The following is a 26,854-nucleotide window of genomic DNA, read 5'->3' as shown; positions in this document are numbered from 1 at the left end:
AAAAGGCCGATAAGGCTTCTGACCATGCAGACCTTTTCAAGGGTTCCTACTAACTTGTAACAAAACCACTTCAAGTGGTCCAAGCGCAGCGTCCCAAACCTCCGCCTCTGGCGGAGGTCTATGACTTCGTGTTGGTGAAGTGGAATGCGTTCATGCCGAGGAGACGAGCGACGGCAAAGACATCCGAGAGTTTGGTTGGTTTACGGGAAACCAACACACGCGCGCGCAGTAATCCGGATCAACCACGGCGGGACGACAGCCAGACGAGGCGCGCCATCTAAGACGCGCGGCCATGTCGATATCGATCCGTCCCAACGCTCTCGTCTCGACAAAGAGAAACGGCGCCGGTTTCCCGGCGCCGTTCGTTATTCCGTTCGATAGGCCATCACCTGCCCGCCCCTTGCGCCAGCGGCGAAGAGGCGGAACGCGCGGAGGTATCAGGCAGCAGCCGAGGCGTAGCCTTCGGTGGGAACTTCCGAGATCGTCTTGAGGACGGCGGACGCGATCTGGTAGGGGTCGCCCTGCGAGTTCGGACGACGGTCTTCCAGGTAGCCCTTGTAATCGTTCTTGACGAAGGAGTGGGGAACGCGGATGGACGCGCCGCGGTCGGCCACGCCGTAGCTGAACTTGTTCCACGGCGCCGTTTCGTGCTTGCCCGTCAGACGCTTGTCGTTGTCGGGGCCGTAGACGGCGATGTGCTCCATGAGGTTCTTTTCGAACTGGGCCATGAGCGCTTCGAAATACGCCTTGCCACCGACTTCGCGCATATAGGCGGTCGAGAAGTTGCAGTGCATGCCCGAGCCGTTCCAGTCGGTGTCGCCGAGCGGCTTGCAGTGGTACTCGATGTCGATGCCGTACTTTTCGGTCAGGCGCTGCAGCAGATAGCGCGCCATCCAGATTTCGTCGGCAGCCTTCTTGGAGCCCTTGCCGAACACCTGGAATTCCCACTGGCCCTTGGCCACTTCGGCGTTGATGCCTTCGTGGTTGATGCCGGCTTCCAGGCAGAGGTCGAGATGCTCTTCGACAATCTCGCGTGCGACGTCGCCGACATTGCTGTAGCCGACGCCCGTGTAGTACGGGCCCTGCGGCGCCGGGTAGCCCTGCTCGGGGAAGCCGAGCGGACGGCCGTTCTGGTAGAAGAAGTATTCCTGCTCGAAGCCGAACCACGTGCCTTCGTCGTCGAGGATGGTCGCGCGGGCATTGGTCGGATGCGGGGTGACGCCGTCCGGCATCATGACTTCGCACATGACGAGAACGCCATTCGTGCGGGCCGGATCGGGATAGAGAGCGACGGGCTTGAGAACGCAGTCGGAGCTGCGGCCTTCGGCCTGCATGGTCGAGCTACCGTCGAAGCCCCAGAGCGGCAGCTGCTCCAGTGCCGGGAACGCGTCGAATTCCTTGATCTGCGTCTTGCCGCGCAGGTTCGGTACCGGTGTGTACCCGTCGAGCCAGATGTACTCGAGCTTATACTTGGTCATGACAAATCTCTCATAGGTGGTGAGCAATCCAGAAGACCGACATCCGAAACCGGAGACCGACCCCTCTGATCTGTAAGGAATGCACAAGCCGTGCCAGTTCCGCGCGTCGGTGCCAAGGATGACGAATTTGTTAACGGGCGAAGCGGCGGAAACGGGCGCCCGACGACCGTGCGATTGAAAAGACGGCGCAATTTCCGGCCCGCAACGACAGCAGGTTGCGTCAACGCGGGCACACGGCCTCCAGCGAGGCAATCGGTAAGTGGAAAATGAAGGCAGAAAGCGAGAGTCAGATCGAAATTCCGGCCCCGACAGGAAAAATGCGCGAAAACCCAACAGGGATTTGATTTATTTTTAGACATTCAGCGCAAAATATGTGCATATGAACGTCATATACCTCCAACACAGAAAAGGGAGCCGATGCCATGACAACGACACCACAGCGCCACTCGGCAACGATCTATCAATTCCCGATCGGCGGCCTGAAGGGGCTGAAGACCTGGAAGACCGGCCTGGATGCCAAGGTCGAGGCCGAGGCCTCCCCCGTGATCATCGACAGCTGGTACCACGAAGCCGCCATGAACGAGACGAAGCCCCAGTAAGGGTACAGATGCCACATTCCTTCAGACGTTTAGAGCGATTGCCGCGGAGATGCGACAATCGCTTTTTTCATGTCCGATCTCCGAGGGATTTCTCCGATCTAGCGTGATTACGCCGCGGGGTCGCCGATGGTGTCGGCCACATAGGCACCGCGCTCGCCCATCGGCATGGGATGCCCGGTCGTGGAATCGACCGTCGTCTGATGCTCCAGCTCGGCATTGATCTCCGCCCCCACGATCAGAATGATCACCGACATCCAGGTCCACACCATGAAGCCGATCAGGGCGCCGAGGGTGCCGTAGGTGGCGTTGTAGTTGGCGAAATTCTCGATGTAATAGGAAAAGCCGAGCGAGGCGCCGAGCCAGGCGATGCTGGTGAAGGCCGCACCCCAGGTCAGCCAGCGCAGCTGCGCCGTCTCGCGGCTCGGTCCGTAGCGATACAGCATCATCGTGGCGAAGCAGACGATGGCCAGCATCAGCGGCCAGCGCGCGAACCGGGCCAGGAGCTCCACCCAGCGATCAAGCCAGAGGAAGGACAGCATGGCCGGCAGAATGCCGATGGCGGAGATGACGACGACCGCGACGCCGAGCGCACCCAGCGTGAAGAGAAAGCCGAGCCCCGTCATCTTGAAGAAGCCGCGCTTCTCGGTCTCGCCATAGGCGATGTTCATCGCGTCGAACAGGGCGCGCATCCCGTTATGCGCGCTCCACAGCGCGACGACGAGGCCGAAGATGAAGCCGATCGACAGGGTGGAGGTCTTCTGCGTCGCCAGCGTCTTCAACTGGTCGAGAATGATGTCGAGCGAGCCGGTCGGCACGATATCGGAGAGGAGCGTTACCTGCGCGCCGATCGCGCCGGGATCCGCAACGAAGCCATAGATGGACACGAGCGCGGCCAGTGCCGGAAACAGCGCGAGCAGGAGATAATAGGTGACGCCGGCGGCGATCAGCGTCACCCGGTCCTCGCTGATCTCGGCGATGACACGCCAAAAGACGTCCTTCAGTCCGGGGTAGGGAATGGCCGACGGCGTCTCGGCAAGACGGCCCCGCTTGTCGTCGTCCGGAAGCGGCGCGCCGCCCACTGTCGCTGCTTGCCTGCCGGCTTGATATCCGTCTGCCATGAAACCCTCTTACAGTCTTTGAGAGAGACTTACGGCTGTTTCGGCGGATTTCCATCCTGCGGCAGTTCATTTGGCGTGATCACCGGCATCTGACCTGTCTGCGGTGCGGGCGCAACGATCTCGCCATCGCCGACGGACGGTGGCTTGAGCACGCCGTTGCAGTCGTCGAGTTTCTCCGTCAGCGCGCCGCTGCCGGGGTTCGCATTTGGCGACGTGCCGGCCGGTGGCACGCCGACGGCGCATTCGCCTTGCTGAGCTTGCGCGAAGGGCGCGCTGGCAGGAAGAGCGATGGCCGCCGATAGGAGCGTTACGCGAATGAAATCCTTGACGAACATACCAGATCTCCTCTTTCTACGAGAACGGAGAGATCAGCGGTCTGGTTCCAGCAGAGAGCCCTGATCACATCCTTCGTAATGCGCCGAGGGCTCTCGAACGGATGACAGCTGCTGCATGACGTTATCCTCGGGCCGGTATCGGTTCCAGGACGTCGGCGGGCCCACGGATCGTCCGCGCCGGCCTGCCCCAAACGACAGAAAGACGAGATGATCAATCCTGCCTTTTTCGACCGCTCCGCCGTCGCCGCTGCCCGCGATCTGATCGGCGCGTCGTTCTTCGTGGATGGGATCGGCGGCGTGATCGTGGAGACCGAGGCCTATGAGCCGGACGACGCGGCCTCCCACAGCTTTCGCGGTCAGACGCCCCGCAACCGCGCCATGTTCGGCCCGCCTGCCCATGCCTATGTCTACAGGTCCTATGGCATTCACTGGTGCGTCAACATAGTCTGCCGGCCGGGCAGCGCCGTGCTGATCCGGGCGCTGCAGCCGATATCGGGACAGGATATCATGGCGCGACGGCGCGGGCTCGACAATCCGAAACGGCTGTGCGCAGGTCCCGGCCGGGTCTGTCAGGCGCTCGGCATCGATGGCGGGCATGACGGGCTGTCCCTGTTTGCGCCGCCGTTTTCCATCTCGGATCCCGGGTCCCCGCCGGCGGTAATGACGGGCCCCCGCATCGGCATCACCAAGGCGATCGGACATCCCTGGCGGTTCGGCCTTACCGGCTCCGCCTATGTAAGCCGCGCATTTGCGCGAACGACAACCGATGCAAACACATCCGCGAACGAGCATTGAAAAAGGCGCGTCCCGCCACAGTTTTCTTATCCGATAAACGAACCCCAACGCACAATCGCACAGGAGACACCATGCGCCCGATCCTCATCGCCATCCTCGGCGTCGCCGCCCTCACGCTTGCCGGCTGCGGCAATACGGCAAACGGTCTGAAGCGTGACGGACAGGACACGAGCCGAGCGCTCGACAATGCAAGCCACCGCGTGCTGTCGCAGAGCGGACGCTGAGGCAGGGAAACGTTGATACGGTCGCGCGCCGTATCACTCATCGGATCTCACGAGGCCGCCGCGTCCCGCATCCAGCAAACGGGACGCGGTTCCGCGTGCCCAGATTTCGTCAGCCGACATTATTCTTTTTAAATGGCCGCCCTGAATTTACCGTCTAGGAGAAAGGTCACCGAGAGGACGATCATTGAACGACGCCACAGAGCACCAGCGCATCGAGGCGCAGATCATCCGCAAGGATCTGGGGCCCGATCCCTTTGCAGCGGCCGTGCGCGCAACGCGCATGCCGATGATCATCACCGATCCCTCCAAGCCCGACAATCCGATCGTCTTTGCCAATGACGCGTTCGTCCGCTTCACCGGCTACGAGCGCGATGAGATCATCAACAGGAACTGCCGTTTCCTGCAGGGGCCGGAGACGGATCGCGCCGATATCGCGAAAGTGCGGCACGCGATCACCAACCGGTATCCGATCGAAATCGACGTCGTGAACTACAAGAAAAGTGGCGAACTCTTCTGGAATCGCCTGCTGATCTCCCCTGTCTTCAACGAGAAGGGCGAACTGACCTATTTCTTCGCGTCCCAGCTCGACGTCACCATGGAGCGCGATCGCGTCGTGCGCCTGGAGCGCGACCGTGATCTGCTCGAGGGCGAAGTCCAGAAGCGCACGGCTGAGCTGAAGCGCAACGAGACGCAGCTGCGCTTTGCCATGGAGGCCGGCCATCTCGGTTACTGGACGCTGAACATTTCCACCATGAATCTCGTGGCCTCGCCGGACTGCAAGGCGACCTTCGGCTATGGGCCGGACGAGGACTTCACCGTCGACAATCTTCTCAATGCCGTTCTGCCGGAAGACCAGGCGCGGGTGCACGACGCCTTCCGCAAAGCGGTGGAGAATCACGAGGAGTACGATGTCGAGCACCGATGCGTCCTTCCCGATGGACGGATGCGCTGGGCGCATGTGCGCGGGCTCGTCTATTACGAGGCCGACGGGCAGGCGTCGCAGATGTCGGGACTGTCGATGGACATCACCGACCGCAAGCGGACCGAGGAAGCGCGCGCGATCACCGTGCGCGAACTCAGCCACCGCATGAAGAACCTGATGACCACCGTGCAGTCGGTCATCAACCAGACGCTTCGCCAGGCCCCGGACAAGGACGCCGCCGGCAAGGCGATCACCTCGCGCCTCCAGTCGATCGGCGCGGCGCAGGACCTGCTCGTGTCCGGCAATTTCTCCGGTGCCGATCTCGGCCGGATCATCCGGGCGACGCTCGATCCGTTCTGGGATAGTTATCCCAACCGGATCGACATCGACGGGCCGGACCTGCAGGTATCGTCCAACCTCGTGCTGACGCTGGCAATGGCTCTGCACGAGCTGGCGACCAACGCCATCAAGTACGGCGCCCTCTCCAACCTGTCGGGACGTATCCGCGTCCGCTGGCACGCCCTGCCCGACGCGCCCCTGCACCGCCTCAAGCTGACCTGGGAGGAGAGCGGCGGCCCGCCGGTGTCGCCCCCGACCAGCCGCGGCTTCGGCACCCGCATGATCGAGCGCGTGCTATCCAACAGTCTCGGCGGCAGCGCGGAACTCCGCTACGATGTCACGGGCGTCGTCTTCACGATGGAAGCGCCGATCGGCGACGAAGACGAGGACAGCGAGGACAGACATCCCGCCTGAGCCTATCTGCCGAACACGGGTTCGCCGGAGAGGCTCTGCGCGTTCCGCCCGCGCCCTCAGGTTCGATAGGCCGGCTGCTGCTGGTCCAGCACGCGCCGCACGCTTTCCAGATGCAGCCGGGCGCTTTCCGGATCACCCTCCCGCATCTGGCGGGCCGCGGCGCTTGCGATCTCGTGCGACACCGGCAGAAGCTTCCGACCGGTGCTCATGGCCTTCAACTGCACCTCGGCCGCACGCTCCAGATAATAAAGGTCGTCCCAGGCCTCGGCGATGTTCGGCGCACAGACCATGACGCCGTGGTTCTTCATGAACAGGATGTCCTTGTCACTCAGGACGGCGGCGATCCGGTCGCCCTCGCGCTCGTCGAGCGCCAGCCCGTTATAATGCTCATCGATCGCAACGCGGCCGTAGAATTTCAGCGCCGTCTGCCCCGCCCAGACGAGCGGTTCGCCTTCGACCATGCTCAGCGCCGTCGCATTCGGCATATGCGTATGGAAGGCGGCGCCGACGCGCGGGCTCATCTTGTGAAGCCGGGCATGAATGTAGAACGCGGTCGCCTCCGGCACCCCGTCGCCCGCAATCACATTGCCCTCGAAGTCGCAGATCAGCAGCGAGGATGCCGTCGCCTCCTGGAAGGCCCAGCCGAGGCGGTTGACGAGGAAGAGATCGGGATGGCCCGGGACGACCGCGGAGAAGTGATTGCAGATGCCCTCCTCCAGCCCCAGCCGCGCCGCCATGCGGAGGCTCGCGGCGAGATCGATCCGGGCCTGCCAGATCTCGTCCGTATCGAGCGACGAATTGCGCAGCAGCACGGGGCCGGTTTTCGGGATCGTCAGTTCATGCGCCATGTCGGCCTCCAGTGTCCTATTGCATCCAGCCGGCGGCCTGAAACAGGCCGGGCACGAGGTCGAGCGTGGGAACGCGCGCATCCGGCCGGTAGTCCTGCGGCGGCTTGCGACCCGTTCCCCGATCGACCCAGACCGCACGAAAGCCCAAGTCTCGCGCTGCCGCAAGATCGAGATGCGGGCTTGCGCAGATATGCACCAGCTCTTCGCTGGAAATGCCGAGGCTCTTCCAGGCGTGGTGGAAGATCTGGGCCGTCGGCTTGTAGGCCCCTGCCTGCTCCGCCGTGATGACGCGGTCGATGGCGCCACCCAGTTGCGCGAGGTTCCCCGCGATGATCGCGTCGTCGGTGTTGGAGATGATGGCCAGCTTGAAACCGGCGTCCTTCAGCCGTCGCAGCGTCTCCACCACCTCCGGAAAGGGCGGCATGCGGCCGATCGACCCGGTAAGGATCTCGGCATCCGCCGGATCGAACGCGCGGCCGAACGCCGCCATCGTCTTCTCCAGGGCAAGCGCACTGACCTCGCGGAACGATCGATGCGGCCGCTCGGCTTCGAGCGCATGCTCATGCCCGTCGAAGGTCGAGATAAACGCCTGAGGATCGGCGGCGTCTCCTTCGCCTGACAGAATGGTGGCGATCGCCGCCATGAGGCCCTCGTCCCACTGGATCAGCGTGCCGTAGCAATCGAAGGTCAGCCAGTCTGGCCGCGGTCCGGTCAATGTCATCGCATCGTCTCCTTGATCCCGATGTTTTGGCAAAGGATTCCACGCTTGGGAAACGAAATATTCGCAGGCCCGTGAACGGGTTCGACGCTGACCCGTGCGTCAGCCCGGGCCGGGGTGCCGCACGAAAACGCCGCCCGTCGCGTGGACGGGCGGCGCCGGTGGATCAGGATCGTATGGGAGTGGCGTCAGGCCTGCGGCTGGGCTGCGGGATGGGCATCCGCCGCCGGTGCGTCCGTCTTCTCCTCGTGGATCCGGAACCAGGCGACATAGAGCGCCGGCAGGAAGAGCAGCGTCAGCACCGTGCCCACGATAATGCCGCCGATCATGGCGTAGGCCATGGGGCCCCAGAAGATCTCACGCGCGATCGGGATGAGCGCGAGGCTGGCCGCGGCGGCCGTCAGCATGATCGGCCGCATGCGATGCTCGGTCGCCTCGACCACGGCGCGCCAGGGCGCGACCCCGTCCCGCCGCAAGGTCTCGATCTGATCGATGAGGATCACGGAATTGCGGATGAGAATGCCGATCAGCGCGAGAATGCCGAGGATGGCCACGAAGCCCATGGGAGCACCGCTCGGCAGCAACGCCGCGACGACGCCGATGATGGCGAGCGGCGCGACCGCGAAGACGAGGAAGAGCCGGCTGAAGCTCTGCAGCTGGATCATCAGGATCGTCGCCATGACGAACAGCATCAGCGGCACGACGGCGGCGATCGGCCCCTGCGCCTTGCCGCTTTCCTCGACGGCACCGGCAACGGCGATCGAGTACCCCGGCGGCAGCGTCGCCTCGAAGGACTTCACGGCGGGATCGAGCTCGGCCACCGCCGTCGCCGGCTGCACCTTGTCGATCATGCCGGCCCGCACGGTGACGGTCGGGATGCGCGAGCGGGTCCAGATCAGCGGCTGCTCGACATCGTAGCGGAAGGACGCGACGGCCGCGAGCGGAACGGACCGCCCGTCGCCGACCGGCAATTGCAGATCGCGCAGGGTCTCGATGGAGCTGCGCTCCGCCTCGACCGCGCGGCCGACGATGTTGACGAGGTAGATGTCGTCGCGCACCTGCGTCGCCGTCGTGCCGCCGACGATGCCGTTGATGGTCGTGGCGATCGCCTGCGAGGTGATGCCCAGCTGGCGGGCCTTGTCCTGCAGCACGTCGATCTTGACCACGCGCGACGGCTCGTTCCAGTCATAGGCGACGTCGCCCAGATGCTTGTTGCCGCCGACGATATTGCCGAGATCGAGCGCGAGCTGCCGCACCGTCTGGATGTCCGGCCCGCTGACGCGATAGGCGACGGGACGGCCGACCGGCGGGCCGATATCGAGAAGCTTCACATAGGCATCGGTGCCTATGAAAGTCTTTTTCAGATAGGCCTCGAGATCGGGCTTCAGCCGGTCGCGCGCCTCGATGCTCTTGCTGACGATAATCGTCTGGCCGAAGGCCGGGCTGTTCGGCTGCACGTCGAACGAGAGGACGAAGCGAAGCGCGCCCTGCCCCACATAGCTCGACCAGTGCTCGACATCCGGATTGCCCTTCAGCTTCTCCGCCTCGAACTGCGCGATCTCCCGCTGTGTCTCGCGGATCGACGCGCTCTGCGGCAGGTTCCAGTCGATGATGAGCTCGTTCCGGTCCGACGACGGGAAGAACTGCTGCTGCACGAACTGCATGCCGTAGACCGAGCCCGCGAAGACGATCAGCGTCACGGCGATCGTGACCCAGCGGAAACGCATGCAGACGAGCAGCAGGCGCGAGAAGATGCGGGCGACGATGCCCTTGGAGCCGTGGTGCTGCTTCATCGTCTTCGGCAGCATGAGCACGCCCAGAAGCGGCGTGAAGAGCACGGCCACGATCCAGGAAAGAATAAGCGATGCGGCGATGACGATGAACAGCGTGAAGGTGAACTCACCGGCCGCGCTGTTGTTGAGGCCGACGGGGATGAAGCCCGCGACGGTCACCAGCGTGCCCGTCAGCATCGGAAAGGCCGTGGACGTATAGACATAGGTGGCGGCCGTGCGCAGATCATCGCCCGCCTCCAGCCGCGCCACCATCATCTCCACGGCGATCATGGCATCGTCCACCAGCAGGCCGAGCGCGATGATCAGCGCGCCGAGCGAGATGCGCTGGAGCGAGATGCCGAGATACTCCATGATGACGAAGGTCATGGCGAGCACGAGCGGAATCGCCACGGCGACCACGAGCCCGGCCCGCAGGCCGAGGCTGACGAAGGAGACCGCAAGCACGATGGCGATGGCCTCGAACAGCGCGCGCGTGAAGCCCGACACCGCCTCGTCCACGATCTTCGGCTGGTCGGAGACGAGATGCGCGTCGATGCCGACCGGCAGCTTCCGCTCGATCGCATCCATGCGCTCCGTCAGCGCCTCGCCGAACGCCAGAAGATTGGCGCCCTGCTTCATGTTGACCGCCAGCGCGATGGCCGGCTCGCCATTGTAGCGGAAGATCGTGCTCGGCGGATCGGCGTAGCCACGGCGGATGGAGGCGACGTCGCTCAGCCGGAAGAACTGGTCGTTGACCCGCAGATTGAGGTTGCGCAGGCTTTCTTCGGAGGAGAACTGGCCGGAGACGCGCACGCTGATGCGCTCCGGGCTGTCCTGCATGACGCCGGAGGGGGCGACCGCGTTCTGGGCCTGCAGCGTATCGACCACGCTCTGCTGGTCGATGCCGAGCGCCGCCAGCTGGCGGGAGGAGAATTCGAGGAAGATGACCTCGTCCTGCGCGCCGATGATGTCGACCTTGCCGGCATTCGGCACGGTCAGCACTTCGGCCCGCACGGCCTCCACCGTGTCGCGAAGCTCCCGCTGGGAGAACCCGTCCGAGGTGAAGGCGTAGATATTGCCGTACACGTCGCCGAAACTGTCGTTGAAGAACGGCCCCTGCACGCCGGAGGGAAAGTTGCCCTTGATGTCGCTGACGAGGTTACGCACCCGCACCCAGGTGGGCGCGACCTGGGCTGCCGGCGTCGTTTCGCGCAGATAGACGAACACCGTCGTCTGTCCGGCCACCGTCTGGCTCTTGGTATAGTCGAGCTGCGGCAGTTCCTCGAGCTTCTTCTCGATCCGCTCCGTCACCTGCTTGATCGTGTCCTCGACGGTGGCGCCGGGCCACTGCGCGGTGATGATCATGGTCTTGATCGTAAAGGAGGGATCCTCCTCGCGACCGAGATTGATGTAGGACAGGAAGCCGGCGAGCGAGAAGACCAGCATGAAATACCAGAGAAGCGAGCGGTGACCCAGCCCCCAGTCCGACAGGTTGAACGGCTTCATTTCAAATCTCCGGAGATGCGGATTTTCTGCCCGTCGGTCAGGCTGTTGACCCCGGCGACGACGACGCGGTCGCCGCGCTTGAGGCCGGACGTGATGGTGACGCGGTCGCCGCCGGTGCCGGCGGTCGTCACGTCGCGCAGGGCGACGGCATCGGCCCCCTCCGGAATGATCCACACCCGCGTCTTGCCGTCACGGGTCACGATGGCCGAGGCCGGCAGCAGAAGTTCGGACGGACGCGTGTCGGGCAGCGACACCGAGATGACAGATCCCAGGCGGAACGCGGCGGGCGCCGCCTGCAGGGCGATGCGGATGCGCTGCGAGCGCGTGACGGGATCGGCCGAGGGCTCGATGCGGCGCACGCGACCCTTGACCACCGTCGTCGGATCGGACTGGAGGACGACCGCGAAGGGATCGCCGATCTTCACGCCGGAGGCCGCGGAAGCCGGAAGATCGACCACGGCATCGCGGAGGTCGGGCCGAGCCACCGTCACCACGGTCTGTCCGGCGGCAACCACCTGGCCGGGTTCGGCGGCCGTGCTGGTGACGACGCCGGTATAGTCGGCCGCAATTTTCGCATAGCTCAGCCGCTCCTGCGCCTTGGCAAGGTTTGCCCGCGCCCGCAGTTCGGCGGACTGCGCCGCCTGTGCGGCCTGTACGGCATCCTCGACGGCAGCCTGCGACACGACGGTCTTGGCAAACAGGCCCTTCTGGCGCTGCTCGACGACGCGGGCATTATTGGCGGACGCCTGCGCGCTGACGAGCGAGGCCTGCGCGGCCTGAACGTCCTGCTCGAGCGCCGTCGCCTCGAGCACGGCGAGAAGCGTGCCCCGCTCCACGCCGTCGCCGACCTGCACATTGCGCGAAATCATGCGCCCGAGGATCTGGAAGCTGTAATTGGTGACGATCTGCGGCTCGACGGTACCGGCGAAGGACAGCGGAACGGAATTCGTCTCCTCCAGCACCAGCGACTTTACCGGCCGCGGCGGCGGTGGCGCCGCTTCGTGATCCTCGGAGCAGGCCGCCAGCAGGAAGCCGATCGGCAGGAGAAGGAGGGCGGGCTTCATGGGGTGTTCCCCTCGGACAGCATGACGGTCTGGCCCTGACGCAGCAGCTTCGTGCCATCGACGACGACCTGATCGCCGGCCTTCAGGCCGGTGGCGATGATCATGGCGCCGGTCTGGTATTCGGCAAGCGTCACCGGGCGGAGCGAAACGGTGGTGTTAGCGGGATCGAAGATCCACAGAGCAGGCTTTCCGCCCGAGGCGGCGAGCGCGGTCGGCGGCAGGGTGAAGGCAGGCGGGCCGAAAAGCGACACCGTGCCGCGCACCACCGAGGCAAGCGTCATCGCCGCCGGCGGCTGATCCAGACCGACCTTGACACGCACGGTTCCCGTCTGCCGGTCGACGGTCGGCGCGATCTCGCGCACCGGGCCGCGGGCGACGACGGAGGGGTCCGACGCGAGGCTGACGGTAACCTCCGGCGGTTCGCCGCTTCCCAGGAGCGATTCGTAGATATCGAACACCGCATCGCGCGGCCCGTCCACGGCGACGGAGAAGACGGCCTGCGCAGCCTGCACCGTCTCTCCGACATCCGCGTTGCGCGCCGTCACGATCCCGTCCGCATCGGCGGTCAGCTTGGTGTAGGACAGGGTCTCCTCGGCATTCGAAAGCGCCGACTCGGCTGATTTCAGCGAGGCGCGTGCGACCTTGAGGTTTTCTTCCGCGAGATCGTAGGTCGTCTGCGCCGTGGAATTGGCGCGCAGCAGCGTCTGCTGGCGCGCGAATGCCGCCGTCGCATGCGACAGGTCGGCATTGGCCGCCGACAGCGTGGCACGCGCGGAGTCGAGATCGGCCTGCTGCACCTCGTCGTCCATCTGCGCGAGCAATTGTCCCTTGCGCACGGCGTCGCCGACATCGACCAGCCGTTCGATGATGCGGCCGCTGGTGCGGAACGACAGGTTCGTCTCGGTGCGCGCGGCGATCGAACCGGTCAGGCTGATCTCGGTCCGGGACGGCTTGGCTTCGACGGCCTCGACCCGCACGCGCGGCACGGGCTTGGGCGCCGCCGCCTCGTCGTCGGAACAGGCCGTCAGGAAAGACACCGCCAGGGCAGCGGCGAGCGCCATGCGGAGGAAGGGGAAGGTCATGATCGGATCCATATTGCCGTTCCGTCCGGGATAAAGGCCTCTCGGACTTGACGGGAAACCCTGCAGTTTCCTAAAGATAGAAAACTCATCGGTTTCCGAAAGTCAAGAGGGCCCTCATGAGCATCTGCGGATACAGTATCAAGAAAAAACCCGGACGTCCCGCCGCACTCAGCGAAGCCGACCGCCGGGACCAGATCCTCGATGCCGCCGAACGCTGTTTCGTCTCGCAAGGCTATCGCTCGACCCACATGGACGACGTGGTCAAGGCCTGCGGCATGTCGAAGAAGACGGTGTACCGGAGCTTCGGTACCAAGGAGAATCTGTTCGTCGCCTTGATCGACCGGGTCATGCGCGACGGCATCCGGCTGGACATGCCGGAGGAGAATCAGCCGGCCGATGCCGTGATCGCCGATATCCTGTCGCGGCTCTCGGCCTTCGTCCTCTCCGACCGGCAGATCAACATCACCCGGCTGGTGATTTCCGAAAGCGCGCACGCGCCGGAACTCGCCGCCGCTTTTCACGACAACGGCCTGCGCTATTGCAAGGAAAAGCTGACCGCCATCCTCTCCCGGCTCAACGCGACCGGTCGCCTGAGGGCGGAGCGCCCGTCGGACCTTGCAAGCCTCCTCGTCGGCGCCATCATCGGCGAATCGCTGGTGACGGCGTTGATCCGCCGGCCGCTGCCGATGACGGATCGCGAGCGGGAGGGCCGCATCGAGCATCTGCTGTCGCTCATGCGCCCCTCGCTGATGCCGAAGGTACCCGCACAGGCCTCCTGACGCACTCGCGTGAACAAGAGGGAACGACGGACGGCGTCGCAGCGGCACCGTGCAGAGCGCATGCCATGCGCTACGTTCGGCAGCATCGTTGCCCCGCTTGCCTGCGCATCCTATGCTCCCCGATGTCTGCAGGCGAAGCCCCACCTGCCGGACATGCCGGGATAGAGACCGATGCAATCCACCATCGTCATGATCAACCTGTTCGGCGCCATCGCGCTCCTGCTTTTCGGCCTGTCGCTGGTCAAGGACGGGGTATCGCGCGCCTTCGGTGCCCGGCTGCGCACAGGCCTGGCGACGGGCACGAAGCGCGGCTGGCGGGCCTTTCTTTCCGGCTTCGTGGCGACCGTGGCCCTTCAGAGTTCCACGGCCACGGCGCTGATGGTGTCATCCTTCGTCGAGCGGCGCATGGTCAAGCAGCGGCTGGCGCAGATCGTGCTTCTCGGCGCCAATATCGGCACCGCCGTGACCGCCTGGATCGTCTCGACCGGCATCGAATGGCTCTCGCCGCTGCTGATTCTCTCGGGCACCGTGCTCTATCGTGGCAAGCACAGCGGACGGCAGGGCGGCGGCACGGCGCTGATCGGGATCGGCCTCATGCTGCTCTCGCTGCACCTGCTTGGCCTTGCCACCGAGCCGATGCGCGTGTCGCCGGCGCTCGCCGCCTTCATCGCGCTTCTCGACGGCGCCTGGCTGGTCGCGCTCATCTTCAGCGCGGTGCTCGCCTTCGTGTCGTCCTCCAGCCTTGCGATCGTCGTTCTGATCCTGTCGCTCGCCTCCACCGGCATTCTTTCGCCCGGTCTCATCGTCGTGCTGGTACTCGGCGCCAATCTCGGCGGCGCCATCCCGCCCTTCGTCGCCACGCTCAACGGGCCACCGGCGGCGCGCCGGGTGACGCTCGGTAATCTGATCGTGCGCAGCTGCGGCTGTCTCGTCGCGCTGCCGCTCGCCGGCATCGGCGCGGATCTGCTCGGCCGGCTGCCCCTGCCCCCGGAAAAGCTGCCGGTCGATGCGCATCTGATCTTCAACATCCTGCTGGCGATCGCCGCCTGGCCCTTCGCCCGCAGCCTGTCGATCCTGATGATGCGCATGGTGCCGGACCAGCCCGAACGGGAGAACGCGCCGAAATTCCTTGACGACCACGAGCTTTCCACCCCCGTCGTCGCCCTGACCAGCGCCACGCGCGAGGTGCTCGGCGTCGGCGACCTCATCGAGCGCATGCTGATTCTCGCCTCCGACAGCTTCCGCACCAACGACATGGCGCCGCTGCGCCAGATCCCTGCGCTGGAGCACAGCGTCGACAGCCTGCAGCAGGAGGTGAAGATCTATCTCTCGAAGCTCGGCCGGAAGGGTCTGGACGACGAGAACGGACGGCGCTCCATCGTCATCGTCGACTACGCCATCAACCTCGAGCATGTCGGCGACATCATCGAGAAAGGGCTGCTCGACCAGGTGACGAAGAAGATCACGCTCGGGCTCAAATTCTCCGATGCCGGCTTTCAGGAACTGCAGACCCTGTTCGACATGACGATCGACAATTTGCGCATCGCCCAGACGATCTTCGTCACCCGCGACATGGACCTTGCCCGCCAGCTGATGGAGGTGAAGGTCGAGGTCCGCAATCTGGAGAAGCAATCGGCCGAACGGCATTTCCAGCGCCTGCGCGACGGCCATGCCGACAGCCTGCAGACCAGCTCGCTGCATCTCGACATGCTGCGCGACCTGAAGCGCATCAACGCCCATATCGTCTCCGTCGCCCATCCGATCATGGATGCGAGCGGCCTCCTGCGCGAGAGCCGCCTGAAGACGCTCGGCGTGTGAACCACGTCAGGCGGACCGTTTCTCGGAGGGCGAGAGGCGGGCTTCCGCGATGGCCTGATCCATACCCGTCAGTGCGCGGTCGAGATGCCCCTCGAAGACGAGCCGCTGCTCGTCGGGATGGACCGTGATCTCCGGCCGCCCCTTCAGCCGCACCTCGTGCGAGGCAGAAAGCCCCTCGTCAATGCCCGGCGCGAGCAGGTCGAAATAGCGCGTTCCCGGCCCGGTGAAGACGACCGGCAGGCGACCGTGGAAACTCATCAGCCGCGACAGGCCATTGCCGAGCGCCAGCCCCGCCTGACGGAAGGCATAGCCCGCCATCCGGTTTCCACTGCGCGCCGTCTGCGCGATCTTGTCCATCTCCGGCAGCGGCACGAACTTCGCCGGGATCGTATCCGCCGGCACCTGAAAGGCCGTGCGCAGGATGCCGTAAAACCCGGCCGTCGCCTCGATGCACCCCTGCCCGCCGCAGCGGCAGAGCCCGCCGCCCGGCGCGTGCAGCATGTGCCCGAAATTGGGTGCGCTCGCCTCCACCTCGTCGTATCGCCCCAGGCGGGCGATGCCGAGGCCGATGCTGTGACCGAGCGAGACGACCGCGAGGGCATGGTGTTCGGCGGACGGTTCCGCCGCGATCCCGAGCGCCTGCGCCACCAGCAGTGTCTCGTTGCTGAGCGTCACCACGGCGCGCCACTCCGGCGCCAGCAGAGCGGCAAAGTCGATCTCCTGCCCGCCCAGCAAGGGTGACCAGAGCAGGCGATGCCCGTCGGCATCGACCGTTCCCTTGCTGCTGATCGAGATGGCCAAGACGGTCTCGCGCTGAAGCCGCGAACGCTCCGCGAGCCGCCCCAGCGCCTCGCGAAACTGCGGCGCGAAGCGGGCCGCGCTCTGGGCATCGTGCCACCGCGCCTCGTCGAACCGGTCGATCAGGCGGCCGGCATAATCGACCAGCGAATATTGCACGGCATCCGACGAGATCTGGGCGGTGATCAGATAGCCGCAATCGCGCGCTTGCGAAAAGAGCACCCGCGGCCGCCCGCGCCCTGCCCCCGGCTGTTGCTCGCTGCGCTCGAGAACGCCTGCCTTTTCCAGCTCATTGGTGATGGCGGAGACGGTCGCCGAGGACAGTCCGGTGCGCGTCGCAAGGTCGGTGTGCGACTGCGGACCATGGCGCCGCAGACTCGAGAGAACGAGCAGGACGTTGTGCTGGCGCATCTGCTCGGAGCCGGACTTGATGAGCATGTGCAGCCTGACCTTTCCTGCCCGAAACGGCGAAATCGCCGCAAAAACCCCAGAAATGACCGTGTTGACAGCCCTGAAAATCTCTGACATCTATTTTCTCGACTGTCGAGAAAAAACTCTCAGGAGGAGGGTTCGGCAGGTTTTCGGGCTGGGCGGGGGTCGTGCGGGAGGTTCGCGCGAACGGTCAGCCGCGTTTGGGAGGTTTTGATGAAATCCGTTCTGAAACTCATGGCCGGCGTTGCCGTCATCGTATCCCTGCACTCCGCCGTGCAGGCCAAGGACCTCGTCGTCGGCGTATCCTGGTCGAACTTCCAGGAAGAGCGCTGGAAGACCGACGAGGCTGCCATCAAGGCGGCACTCGAAGCATCCGGCGACAAGTACATCTCCGCCGACGCCCAGTCCTCCGCCGCCAAGCAGCTGACGGATGTGGAGTCGCTGATCTCGCAGGGCGCCAACGCGCTGATCGTGCTGGCGCAGGACAGCGACGCCATCGGCCCGGCCATCGAGAAGGCTGCCGCCGAAGGCATTCCGGTCGTCGGCTACGATCGCCTGATCGAAAACCCCGCCGCCTTCTATATCACCTTCGACAACAAGGAAGTCGGCCGCATGCAGGCCCGGGAAGTGCTGAAGGCGAAGCCCGAAGGCAACTACGTCTTCATCAAGGGGTCCTCGTCCGATCCGAACGCCGATTTCCTCTTCTCCGGCCAGGTCGAAGTGCTGAAGGCCGCGATGGATGCCGGCAAGATCAAGAATGTCGGCGAAGCCTATACCGATGGCTGGAAGCCGGAGCTGGCCCAGAAGAACATGGAGCAGTTCCTGACCGCCGCCGACAACAAGGTCGATGCCGTGGTCGCCTCCAATGACGGCACCGCCGGCGGCGCGATCGCGGCGCTCGACGCGCAGGGGCTGGCAGGTTCGGTGCCCGTCTCCGGCCAGGATGCCGACAAGGCGGCGCTCAACCGCGTGGCGCTCGGCACCCAGACCGTGTCCGTCTGGAAGGACAGCCGCGTTCTTGGCAAGCGCGCCGCGGAAATCGCAGTCGAGCTGGCCAACGGCAAGAAGATGGACGCCATTGCCGACGTCCAGACCTTCGAAGGCGGCCCGAAGAAGGTGGCCATGAAGTCGGTCTTCCTCTCCCCCATGCCGATCACCAAGGACAATCTGAATGCCGTGATCGACGCCAAGTGGATCAGCAAGGAAGAAGCCTGCCAGGGCGTGAAGGCCGGCGCGGTCGCCGCCTGCAACTGATCGTCCATCGGACGTGAAACGGGGCGGACGGGGCATCGGCATGCCGCGTCCGCCCCGATCTCGCAAAGCAAGGATCTGCGCAGGCGGGGGCACGGTCGCGCAGATGCGGCACACCTGCCCGGTCCAGGAGGGAGAACGACGAGGCCATGGCCGAAACCACCAACACCATACAATTCAACCCGGCACGAACGACGACCGAAAATCCGGTTCGCGGCTTCTTTCGCGCCACGGAGATCGACACGCGCCTGCTCGGCATGATCGGCGCGCTGCTGGTCATCTGGATCGGCTTCCACATGCTGACGGGCGGCCTGTTCCTGACCCCGCGCAACCTCTGGAACCTCACCGTGCAGACCTCGTCCGTCGCGGTCATGGCGACCGGCATGGTGCTGATCATCGTCACGCGCAACATCGATCTCTCTGTCGGCTCCGTGCTCGGCTTCTGCGGGATGGTGATGGGCATCCTGCAGGCGCAGATCCTGCCGCAATATCTCGGCCTCGACAGCGCGCTCATCTGGATCGTCACGCTTGCCTGCGGCGTGGTCGTCGGCGGCCTCATCGGCGCGCTCCACGGCGTCATCATCGCCTTTCTCGGCGTACCCTCCTTCATCGTCACGCTTGGCGGCCTGCTCGTCTGGCGCGGTGCCACATGGTTCGTCACATCGGGGCAAACGGTCGCCCCGATGAACGCGACCTTCCGCCTGATGGGCGGCGGCACGGAGGGCTCCATCGGCGCCACCGCCAGCTGGATTGTCGGGCTCATCGCCTGCCTCGCCATCGTCGGCGCCATTCTCAACGCCCGCAGGCAGCGCAAGCGCTTCGGCTTTCCGCGCCGGCCGGTCTGGGCGGAATATGTGCTGGCCACCCTCTCCTGCGCGGTCGTCATCGGGGCCGTGCTCGTCGCCAACAGCTACTACTGGCCGGTCAACATCGCCATGCGCTATGCCGAGGCGAACGCCATTCCCGTTCCGGAAGGCGGGCTGAAGATCGCCCATGGCATCGCCGTTCCCGTCCTCATCGCCATCGCCGTCGGCATCGTGATGACCTTCATCTCCACCCGCCTGCGCTTCGGCCGCTACGTCTTCGCCATCGGCGGAAACCAGGAGGCGGCGGAGCTCGCCGGCATCAAGACCCGCTGGGTGACGGTGCGTATCTTCGCGCTGATGGGTATTCTCTGCGCCATCGCCGCGGCCATCTCCACCGCCCGCCTCAACGCCGCCACCAATGCGCAGGGCGAGCTCGACGAGCTCTACACGATCGCCGCCGCCGTCATCGGCGGGACGTCGCTGGCCGGCGGCGTCGGCACCATCGCCGGCGCGATGCTCGGGGCTTTCGTCATGCAGTCCCTGCAGTCGGGCATGGTGCTTCTCGGCATCGACAGCCCGCTCCAGCGCATCGTCGTCGGCTTCGTGCTGGTCGTCGCCGTCTGGCTCGACACCGTCTATCGCGCGCGCGCCAAGTAAGGAGGCCGATCATGACCCCGACAACACCCCAGGGCACCCCTTCGACAGCCGCGATCACCGCGTCCGGCACGCCGCTCGTCGAGATGAAGAACGTCTCGATCTCGTTCGGCGGCATCCACGCCGTCGACAATGCCTCGATCGATCTCTACCCCGGCGAGGTTGTGGCGCTTCTCGGCCATAACGGCGCCGGCAAGTCGACGCTGATCAAGATCCTCTCGGGCGCTTACAAGCGCGATGCCGGCGAGATCCTGATCAATGGCGAGCCGGCCGAGATCGGCAATCCGCGCGACGCCAAGAAATACGGCATCGAGACGATTTACCAGACGCTCGCCGTCGCCGACAATGTGGATGCGGCCGCAAACCTCTATCTCGGGCGCGAACTGCGCACCCCGTGGGGAACGCTGGACGACGTGGCGATGGAAGCCAAGGCCCGCGAAGTGATGGGCCGGCTCAACCCGAACTTCCGCCGTTTCAAGGAGCCGGTGAAGGCGCTCTCGGGCGGACAGCGGCAATCCGTGGCGATCGCCCGCGCGATCCTGTTCGACGCCCGCATCCTCATCATGGACGAGCCGACCGCCGCGCTCGGCCCGCAGGAAACGGCGCAGGTCGGCGACCTCATCCGCCAGCTCAAGCGCGAGGGAATCGGCATCTTCCTCATCAGCCACGACATTCACGACGTCTTCGATCTTGCCGATCGGGTCTCCGTCATGAAGAACGGGCAGGTCGTCGGCCACGCCCGCACTGAGGACGTCACCAAGGACGAAGTGCTCGGCATGATCATCCTCGGCAAGGTGCCGCCGAAAGCCATTGCCGGCCCCGGTGCCATGCAGACGGCCTGACAGCCCCTTATCACGCGTCATCGAGCCGGGCATTTCAGCAATGCCCGGCTTTGTCTCGGGAACCTCCGCCGCGAGCATGGCTTTGCTTGCCAGGACCATGTCGTTCGGCCATAGCCTTCGACCGGAAGGCACTCGGAGGGGCCGCAATTCGGGTCGCTCAGGGGAATTCGACGTCGGCATTTCCAGCCGAAGCGACATCGCTTCGGCGCCGGACAGTGCAACAGAACAAGAGAATAGAGGATTTCGGAGGACGCCCGTTCACCGGACATCCTCAAGGGAGATCATCATGAAGAACCATTCCTTCGGCAGACTGCCGTTCACCGTGTCCAATGTCGGCTTCGGCGCCTGGCAGATCGGCGGTTCCTGGGGCGACGTCAGCGAGGCCGATGGTCGTGCGGCCCTCAATGCGGCGCTGGATGCCGGCATCACCTTCATCGACACCGCCGACGTCTATGGCGACGGCCGCTCGGAAAAGATCATCGCCGACGTGCTGAAGACGCGCGGCGGCACGCGGCCGATGGTCGCCACCAAGGCCGGCCGTCGGCTGAACCCGCATGTCGCCGAGGGCTACACCAAGGCAAACCTCGAAGGCTTCATCGACCGCAGCCTAGCCAATCTCGGCGTCGAGATTCTCGATCTCGTGCAACTGCACTGCCCGCCGACCGAGGTTCTCTATCGTCCCGAGGTGTTCGAAGGCCTCGACGCGCTTCAGGCGGCGGGCAAGATCGGCGGCTATGGCGTGTCGGTCGAAAAGGTCGAGGAAGCGCTGAAGGCGATCGATTATCCCGGCGTCGTCAGCATCCAGATCATCTACAACCTCTTCCGCCAGCGCCCGGACCACCTGTTCTTCCAGGAAGCCCGGCGCAAGAACATCGCCGTCATCGCCCGCGTGCCGCTCGCAAGCGGCCTCCTGTCCGGCAGGATCACGGCGGACACGAGCTTTGCCAGCGACGACCACCGCAATTTCAACCGAAACGGCAATGCCTTCGACGTCGGCGAGACCTTTGCCGGCGTTCCCTTCGAGGTCGGGTTGCAGGCGGTCGAAGAGGTGCGCAAGCTGGTGCCGCAGGGCGCGACCATGGCCGCTTTCGCCCTTCGCTGGATCCTGATGAGCGACGCCGTTACGGTGGTCATCCCCGGTGCCCGCAATGCGGAACAGGCTCGCGCCAATGCCGCCGCTGCCGATCTCGCGCCTCTGTCGAGCGACGTGATGGCCGCCGCGCGCGAGATCTACAAGAGCCTGATCGCGCCGCACGTCCACCAGAAATGGTAGGCTGAGACACAAGCCCTGAAACGACGAAAGCCCATGCCGCATGTTAGCGGCATGGGCTTTTTCATGTCGTCAGGCGAGGCTTTTTATGCGGGATAGCGCGAAGCGTACCAGGCCTTGAACAGCGTGTACTGGTTCTCGATGTGGCGACGCTGCGAGGCGCTCAGCGCATCGCCCTCGTTGAAGTGAAGCTCGTACTCCGCGTCGCCGTTCAGCACCATCAGATATTTGTAGTGCAGGACGAGGTCCGGGCCTTCGTCGTAGGTAGAAAGCACCCACAGCGCTTCTTCCAGCTCCTTCGCATCGCGGCGCGCCTCGGCGTCGCCGGCCGCTGCCTTTTCGCAAAGCGCGACGAGGTGCAGGACTTCCTTGGGAAGCGCATTGCCGATGCCGGTGATGGCGCCGCCGGCGCCGCAATTGACGAAGCCGTGATAGACGCCCGTATCGACGCCCACCATGAGGATGAGATCGTCATCGCCGGTGGTGATGTTCTCGGCCGCATAGGTCATGTCGGCCTTGCCGCCGAACTCCTTGAAGCCGACGAGATTCGAGAAGCTGGCGCGCAGAGCGAAGAAGAGATCGGCGCGGGTGGCGAAGCCGTAATAGGGGCTGTTGTAGATGACGGCCGGCAGGCCGTCGGCGGCTTTCAGAACGGCCGAGAAGTGATCCTTCTGGGCGGCGAGCGACGAGCCGCGCGACAGAAGCCGCGGAATGACCATCAGCCCCTTGGCGCCGACCTTCGCGGCATGCGCAGCATGCCCGGCAGCCGAGGCCGTGCTGACGGCGCCCGTGCCGACGATGACGGGAACGCCCGCCTCCACCAGACGCCGAACGCCCTCCTGCCGCTGTTCGTCCGTCAGGAGCGGCCAGTCGCCCATCGATCCGCAATAGACGACGGCCGACATGCCGAGATCGATCAGCTCGCGACCCTTGCGCACCAGCGCATCGAAGTCCGGCGTGCGATCGGGCAGGCACGGCGTCATTAGGGCGGGAATGCAGCCGGCGAAAACGGAATCGGTCATCTCATCTCTCCTAGGGAAGCGCGGATAAGACGATGTTCCCCATCGCTTGCCCGCAGTTGAACAGGCATTAGCAAATCGAGCAATCTCTGTCGACAAAATAAATACAGAGAATTTCAGCAAGAGTTGCTGGGATCGGAATCGCGGCCGCGAGCCCTTTCAGAATTGGACGGAGGGAGAGACAATGGCGGCGCGCCGCTGGGAGACGCAGGACCCGGACCGAGGTAGACGGAAACGACGAAAACCGCGCCGGAAGCGCGGTCAAACATCATCGCAATGTGCCGTAAAAGAGTTTGGTGGGTGATGTAGGGTTCGAACCTACGACCCGCTGATTAAGAGTCAGCTGCTCTACCAACTGAGCTAATCACCCATCCCACACCGCTTGTTCGCAGTGTCACACGGCATCGCTGCGGTGTGACCGGGCGTATAAAGACCTTCGTCCGGCTTGTCCAGTTGCAGCAGGCATCTTTTTGCGATGTCCCGCGGGAAATCTCGAGAACGCCGATCAGGCCGTCGCGAGACCGTAGCGCTGAAGGATGACGGCGATCTTTTCATCCTGCGCGCGGTCGGGCAGCAAGGCCGGCTGGCGGCTGGCGCCGACAGAGGGGTCGGTGAGGTAGAGCGCCCGCTTGACCAGCGCCGGGGGAAAACCGAGCGCGTAGAGGTCGGTGCGGAATGCGGTGTAGATCGCCTGCTGGCGCTCCGCCTCGGCGATATCGCCGCTGTTGAAGGCGTTGAGGATGCCGGAGAGCACGTCCGGCATGGCATTGCCGAGACCGGAGATGCAGCCTGCGGCACCGTTCTGCAGTGACCAGAGCACGAGATGGTCCGGACCGGAATAGACCTCGAAGCCCTCGACGCTTTTGCCGACTGCGAGATAGGCCTCCAGCGTCTCCTTGGCGCCGCCCGAATCCTTGATGCCGGCGATGTTGCCATGCGCGGACAGCGCCCGCGCCGTTTCCGGCTCGATGTGGTTCTGCGTGCGGGCGGGGATGTCGTAGAGATAGACCGGCGTCTGCACCGCATCCGCGACCGTCGAGAAATGCCGGATCAGGCCATCCTGCGTGCACGCGATGAAGAAGGGCGTGATGACGGCGATGCCGGTCACGCCGATGCGGTCGAATTCCCGGGCGAGCTTCAGCGTCTCGAAGGTCGCCGGCATGCCTGCATTGACGATGACATCGACCTTGCCGCCGACCTCGTCCACCACCTCTTCCGTCAACCGCACCTTCTCGTCATAGGTCAGTGCCGAGAAGTCGCCATTCGTGCCGGCGCACATGATGTTGTTGCCGGCCGCGACCTGCCGGCGCACCTGCGCGCGGGTGGCGGCATAATTGATCGTTTCATCGTCGTTGAAGCAGGTGACGAGCGCGACGAAGGCTTTCTTGGACATGACGTTCTCCTGAATTCTCGATTGGTGCGGCAAGGGCCGCAGGCCTCAGGCCCGCTGGAGGCGGGCGGCGCGATGGGCGGCCTGGACGTCGGGGTCGGGGTTGAGACCGGCCGCGAGCAGCGCCTGCGTATAGGCCTCGCGCGGGGTCTCGAAGACCTCGCGAACGGTGCCGAGTTCCACCACCTTGCCGTTCTGCATCACCATCACATGGTCGGCGAAGTCCCGCACCACCGGCAGGTCGTGCGCGATGAAGATGAAGGCGATGCCCATGGTCTTGCGAAGATTGTCGAGAAGCGCGATCACCTGCGCCTGTACCGACACGTCGAGCGCGGAGACAGCCTCGTCGCAGATGATGAGCTGCGGCTCCAGCGCCAGGGCCCGCGCAATCGCGATGCGCTGCCGCTGCCCGCCGGAAAACTGGTGCGGGTACCGCCCCATATGCTCCGGGCCGAGGCCGACCTGCACCAGGAGCTCCGCCACGCGGGCGCGCCATTTGGCCTTGGGCAGGATATCCGGATGGATGACCCAGGCTTCCGACACGAGCTGGTAGACGGTCATGCGCGGGTTCAGCGATTGCGTCGGGTCCTGAAAGACCATCTGCAGGTCGCGCCGCAGCTTGTAGAGTTCCGCAGCGCCCATCTGGAAAAGGTCCCTGCCCTTCCACAGCGCGCTGCCGCTGGTCGGCTCGTCAAGGCGCAGCAGGATGCGCGCCAGCGTCGATTTACCCGATCCGCTCTCACCCACCACCGCCAGCGTCTCGCCGGGCATCAGATCGAACGAGACGCCCTTCAGCGCGTCGAAGGCGCCATAGGTCTTGCGGGCGTCGCGCACCTGCAGCACGGGCTCGACCCGGAGCAGAGGCGCGTGCATCTCGCCCTTTCCGGGGGCGGCCGCGATCAGCTTGCGGGTATAGGGATGCTGGGGATTGCGGTAGACGTCGCGCACCGTACCGCTTTCGACCAGCTGCCCCTTCTCCATCACGACGACGCGGTCGGCGACCTCGGCGACGACGCCGAGATCGTGGGTGATGATCAGGATCGCCATGCCGGTTTCCCGCTGCAGCTCTTCGAGCAGCGCCAGAACCTCCGCCTGCACGGTCACGTCGAGCGCAGTCGTCGGCTCGTCCGCGATCAGCAGGTCCGGCCGCAGCGCGAGCGCCATGGCGATCATGACGCGCTGGCGCTGGCCGCCGGAGAACTCGTGCGGATACTTGTCGAGCGAGCGCTCCGGGTCGGGAATGCCGACGCGGCCCATCAGCCGCAGGGCTTCGGCCTGCGCCTTGGCGCCATCCGTCCCATGCGCCGTCAGCGCCTCGCGGATCTGCCAGCCCACGGTGTAGACCGGATTGAGGTGGCTCAGCGGATCCTGAAAGATCATGGCGATGCGCCGGCCGTTGACCTCGCGCCGCGCCTGCGCCGGCATGGTCAGCAGATCGACGCCGTCGAGCAGGATCTGCCCGCCGCTGATCCGCCCCGGCGGCATGTCGATGAGGTTCATGATGGCGGAGGACGAGACGGACTTGCCCGAGCCGCTCTCGCCGAGAATGGCCAGCGTCTCGCCGCGATCCAGATGGTAGGAGATGTCGCGAACCGCCTTCACGACGCCGACGGCGGTGTGGAATTCCACGGAGAGGTTGCGGACCTCCAGGAGATGGTCAGCCATGTTTGCGACCCTTCATTTCGAGGCGCCAGCGTTGCACGGGATCGAGCGCGATCCGCATCCAGTTGGACAGGAGATTCAGCGACATGGTCGTGAGAATGATGGCAAGGCCCGGCCAGAACGACAGCCACCAGGCATTCTGCAGGTACTGGCGCCCCTGCGCGATCATCAGGCCCCAGGTGATTTCCGGCGGCTGGATACCGATGCCGAGGAAGGACAGCGCGCTTTCGGCGAGCATGACATAGGCGAAATCGAGCGTCGCCAGCGTCGTCAGCGTCGGCAGCACCACGGGCAGAATGTGGCGGAAGAGGATGCGCTTGCTGGACGCGCCCATGACCCGCGCGGCTTGCACGAACATCCGCTCGCGGATTTCCAGCACCTCGGCCCGCGTGGTGCGGAGATAGACGGGGATGCGCGTGATGGCGAGCACCAGCATGAGGTTGAGGATCGAGGCGCCGAGAACGTAGAGCACGATGACCGCGATCAGCAGCGACGGGAACGACATGATCACGTCGGCCAGTCGCATAATGATCTGGTTGACGCGCGGCGAGGAGAAGCCGGCGATGAGGCCGAGCAGCGTGCCGGTGATGGAGGAGATGGCAACGGCGCCTGCCGCGACCATCAGCGTGTTCTGCGTCGCCACGACGATGCGGGCGAGCAGCGGCCGTCCGAGCGCGTCGGCACCCATCCACCACACCCAGCCGCGCTCCCAGTCGAACGGGGCGGCGTTGCGGCCGCGCAGGTTCTGTTTGGTCGCGAGATCGCCCAGCCAGTGTGGGCCGATGATGGCGAGGAGCAGGACGATCAGAAGGAAGAGCGCGGCACACAGCGCGAACTTGTCGGCCCACAGCATGCGGCCCATGCGCACGAGGAAGGATGGGTCTTCGGACAGCGGCGCGTCGATGGTCTGGAGCGTCAT

Annotated in this window: 23 protein-coding genes and 1 tRNA gene; 10 read left to right on the top strand and 14 right to left on the bottom strand. The window is 64.9% G+C overall.

Going from position 1 to position 26,854, the window contains the following annotated elements; translation table 11 throughout:
• Nucleotides 1-437: 437 nt before the first annotated feature.
• Nucleotides 438-1,478, bottom strand: a complete 1,041-nt coding sequence (locus LRX75_RS17725; RefSeq protein WP_113148895.1) for a glutamine synthetase beta-grasp domain-containing protein — start codon at nt 1,476-1,478, stop codon at nt 438-440.
• A 422-nt stretch (nt 1,479-1,900) separates the two neighbouring features.
• Between LRX75_RS17725 and LRX75_RS17720 the strand changes: the two genes are divergently transcribed.
• A complete protein-coding gene (locus LRX75_RS17720) occupies nt 1,901-2,077 on the top strand; it encodes a DUF2735 domain-containing protein (RefSeq protein ID WP_231815999.1) in 177 nt (58 codons plus the stop codon).
• Between the two features lie 107 nt (nt 2,078-2,184).
• Here the strand turns inward: LRX75_RS17720 and LRX75_RS17715 are convergent, their stop codons facing one another.
• Complete coding sequence (locus LRX75_RS17715; RefSeq protein WP_231815998.1) at nt 2,185-3,195, bottom strand: YihY/virulence factor BrkB family protein; 1,011 nt, start codon at nt 3,193-3,195, stop codon at nt 2,185-2,187.
• 29 nt (nt 3,196-3,224) lie between these two features.
• Nucleotides 3,225-3,530 carry a hypothetical protein gene (locus tag LRX75_RS17710; RefSeq protein ID WP_231815997.1) on the bottom strand — a complete coding sequence of 102 codons (306 nt, stop codon included), beginning with the start codon at nt 3,528-3,530 and terminating at the stop codon, nt 3,225-3,227.
• 207 nt (nt 3,531-3,737) lie between these two features.
• On the opposite strand from LRX75_RS17710, the gene LRX75_RS17705 reads away from it, so the two are divergent.
• From LRX75_RS17705 to LRX75_RS17695, 3 genes are all read left to right on the top strand, one after another.
• On the top strand, nt 3,738-4,325 hold the full coding sequence (locus LRX75_RS17705; protein ID WP_231815996.1) for a DNA-3-methyladenine glycosylase: 588 nt from the start codon (nt 3,738-3,740) through the stop codon (nt 4,323-4,325).
• Between the two features lie 71 nt (nt 4,326-4,396).
• On the top strand, nt 4,397-4,549 hold the full coding sequence (locus LRX75_RS17700) for an entericidin (protein WP_231815995.1): 153 nt from the start codon (nt 4,397-4,399) through the stop codon (nt 4,547-4,549).
• 184 nt (nt 4,550-4,733) lie between these two features.
• On the top strand, nt 4,734-6,224 hold the full coding sequence (locus LRX75_RS17695) for a PAS domain-containing protein (protein WP_231815994.1): 1,491 nt from the start codon (nt 4,734-4,736) through the stop codon (nt 6,222-6,224).
• A 56-nt stretch (nt 6,225-6,280) separates the two neighbouring features.
• On the opposite strand, the gene LRX75_RS17690 is transcribed toward LRX75_RS17695, so the two are convergent.
• From LRX75_RS17690 to LRX75_RS17670, 5 genes are all read right to left on the bottom strand, one after another.
• Nucleotides 6,281-7,072: an aldolase gene (locus LRX75_RS17690; RefSeq protein WP_231815993.1), complete on the bottom strand. Its 792-nt coding sequence runs from the start codon at nt 7,070-7,072 to the stop codon at nt 6,281-6,283.
• Between the two features lie 16 nt (nt 7,073-7,088).
• Entirely contained in the window at nt 7,089-7,793 is a 705-nt protein-coding gene (locus tag LRX75_RS17685) for a haloacid dehalogenase type II (RefSeq protein ID WP_231815992.1), read from the bottom strand.
• 185 nt (nt 7,794-7,978) lie between these two features.
• Nucleotides 7,979-11,068, bottom strand: coding sequence for an efflux RND transporter permease subunit (locus LRX75_RS17680; protein WP_231815991.1), 3,090 nt, complete (start codon nt 11,066-11,068; stop codon nt 7,979-7,981).
• Entirely contained in the window at nt 11,065-12,132 is a 1,068-nt protein-coding gene (locus LRX75_RS17675) for an efflux RND transporter periplasmic adaptor subunit (protein WP_231815990.1), read from the bottom strand. Before LRX75_RS17675 ends, LRX75_RS17680 begins: the two co-directional genes overlap by 4 nt.
• Nucleotides 12,129-13,226 carry an efflux RND transporter periplasmic adaptor subunit gene (locus LRX75_RS17670; RefSeq protein ID WP_231815989.1) on the bottom strand — a complete coding sequence of 366 codons (1,098 nt, stop codon included), beginning with the start codon at nt 13,224-13,226 and terminating at the stop codon, nt 12,129-12,131. Before LRX75_RS17670 ends, LRX75_RS17675 begins: the two co-directional genes overlap by 4 nt.
• Nucleotides 13,227-13,330: 104 nt before the next feature.
• On the opposite strand from LRX75_RS17670, the gene LRX75_RS17665 reads away from it, so the two are divergent.
• Together LRX75_RS17665 and LRX75_RS17660 are read left to right on the top strand one after the other, a co-directional pair.
• Nucleotides 13,331-13,993 (top strand): TetR/AcrR family transcriptional regulator, encoded by a 663-nt coding sequence (locus LRX75_RS17665; RefSeq protein WP_231815988.1) that lies wholly within the window; start codon nt 13,331-13,333, stop codon nt 13,991-13,993.
• A gap of 171 nt (nt 13,994-14,164) precedes the next feature.
• Nucleotides 14,165-15,811: a Na/Pi cotransporter family protein gene (locus tag LRX75_RS17660; protein ID WP_231815987.1), complete on the top strand. Its 1,647-nt coding sequence runs from the start codon at nt 14,165-14,167 to the stop codon at nt 15,809-15,811.
• 6 nt (nt 15,812-15,817) lie between these two features.
• Here LRX75_RS17660 and LRX75_RS17655 read toward each other — a convergent pair whose 3' ends face one another.
• On the bottom strand, nt 15,818-17,047 hold the full coding sequence (locus LRX75_RS17655) for an ROK family transcriptional regulator (RefSeq protein WP_231815986.1): 1,230 nt from the start codon (nt 17,045-17,047) through the stop codon (nt 15,818-15,820).
• 207 nt (nt 17,048-17,254) lie between these two features.
• Between LRX75_RS17655 and xylF the strand changes: the two genes are divergently transcribed.
• The 4 genes from xylF (at nt 17,255) to LRX75_RS17635 (ending at nt 21,867) form a co-directional block, all read left to right on the top strand.
• Nucleotides 17,255-18,295 (top strand): D-xylose ABC transporter substrate-binding protein, encoded by a 1,041-nt coding sequence (gene xylF, locus LRX75_RS17650; RefSeq protein WP_231815985.1) that lies wholly within the window; start codon nt 17,255-17,257, stop codon nt 18,293-18,295.
• Nucleotides 18,296-18,441: 146 nt separating this feature from the next.
• Nucleotides 18,442-19,755, top strand: a complete 1,314-nt coding sequence (locus LRX75_RS17645; RefSeq protein ID WP_231815984.1) for a sugar ABC transporter permease — start codon at nt 18,442-18,444, stop codon at nt 19,753-19,755.
• 53 nt (nt 19,756-19,808) lie between these two features.
• Nucleotides 19,809-20,594: an ATP-binding cassette domain-containing protein gene (locus tag LRX75_RS17640; protein ID WP_231816012.1), complete on the top strand. Its 786-nt coding sequence runs from the start codon at nt 19,809-19,811 to the stop codon at nt 20,592-20,594.
• Nucleotides 20,595-20,880: 286 nt separating this feature from the next.
• The gene (locus tag LRX75_RS17635; protein WP_231815983.1) at nt 20,881-21,867 is read left to right on the top strand and encodes an aldo/keto reductase; all 987 of its coding nucleotides are present in this window, start codon (nt 20,881-20,883) and stop codon (nt 21,865-21,867) included.
• A gap of 83 nt (nt 21,868-21,950) precedes the next feature.
• On the opposite strand, the gene LRX75_RS17630 is transcribed toward LRX75_RS17635, so the two are convergent.
• The 5 genes from LRX75_RS17630 to LRX75_RS17610 form a co-directional block, all read right to left on the bottom strand.
• Nucleotides 21,951-22,886, bottom strand: coding sequence for a dihydrodipicolinate synthase family protein (locus tag LRX75_RS17630; protein ID WP_231815982.1), 936 nt, complete (start codon nt 22,884-22,886; stop codon nt 21,951-21,953).
• Nucleotides 22,887-23,177: 291 nt separating this feature from the next.
• Nucleotides 23,178-23,253, bottom strand: a tRNA-Lys gene (locus LRX75_RS17625).
• Between the two features lie 135 nt (nt 23,254-23,388).
• Nucleotides 23,389-24,276 carry a dihydrodipicolinate synthase family protein gene (locus LRX75_RS17620; RefSeq protein ID WP_231815981.1) on the bottom strand — a complete coding sequence of 296 codons (888 nt, stop codon included), beginning with the start codon at nt 24,274-24,276 and terminating at the stop codon, nt 23,389-23,391.
• Nucleotides 24,277-24,321: 45 nt separating this feature from the next.
• Nucleotides 24,322-25,938: an ABC transporter ATP-binding protein gene (locus tag LRX75_RS17615; RefSeq protein WP_231815980.1), complete on the bottom strand. Its 1,617-nt coding sequence runs from the start codon at nt 25,936-25,938 to the stop codon at nt 24,322-24,324.
• Entirely contained in the window at nt 25,931-26,854 is a 924-nt protein-coding gene (locus LRX75_RS17610) for an ABC transporter permease (protein ID WP_231815979.1), read from the bottom strand. The genes LRX75_RS17615 and LRX75_RS17610 overlap by 8 nt, the downstream gene beginning before the upstream one ends.

Source organism: Rhizobium quercicola, assembly GCF_021168455.1.
Classification (GTDB): domain Bacteria; phylum Pseudomonadota; class Alphaproteobacteria; order Rhizobiales; family Rhizobiaceae; genus Ferranicluibacter; species Ferranicluibacter quercicola.
This window is presented reverse-complemented; position numbering and strand designations above follow the sequence as displayed.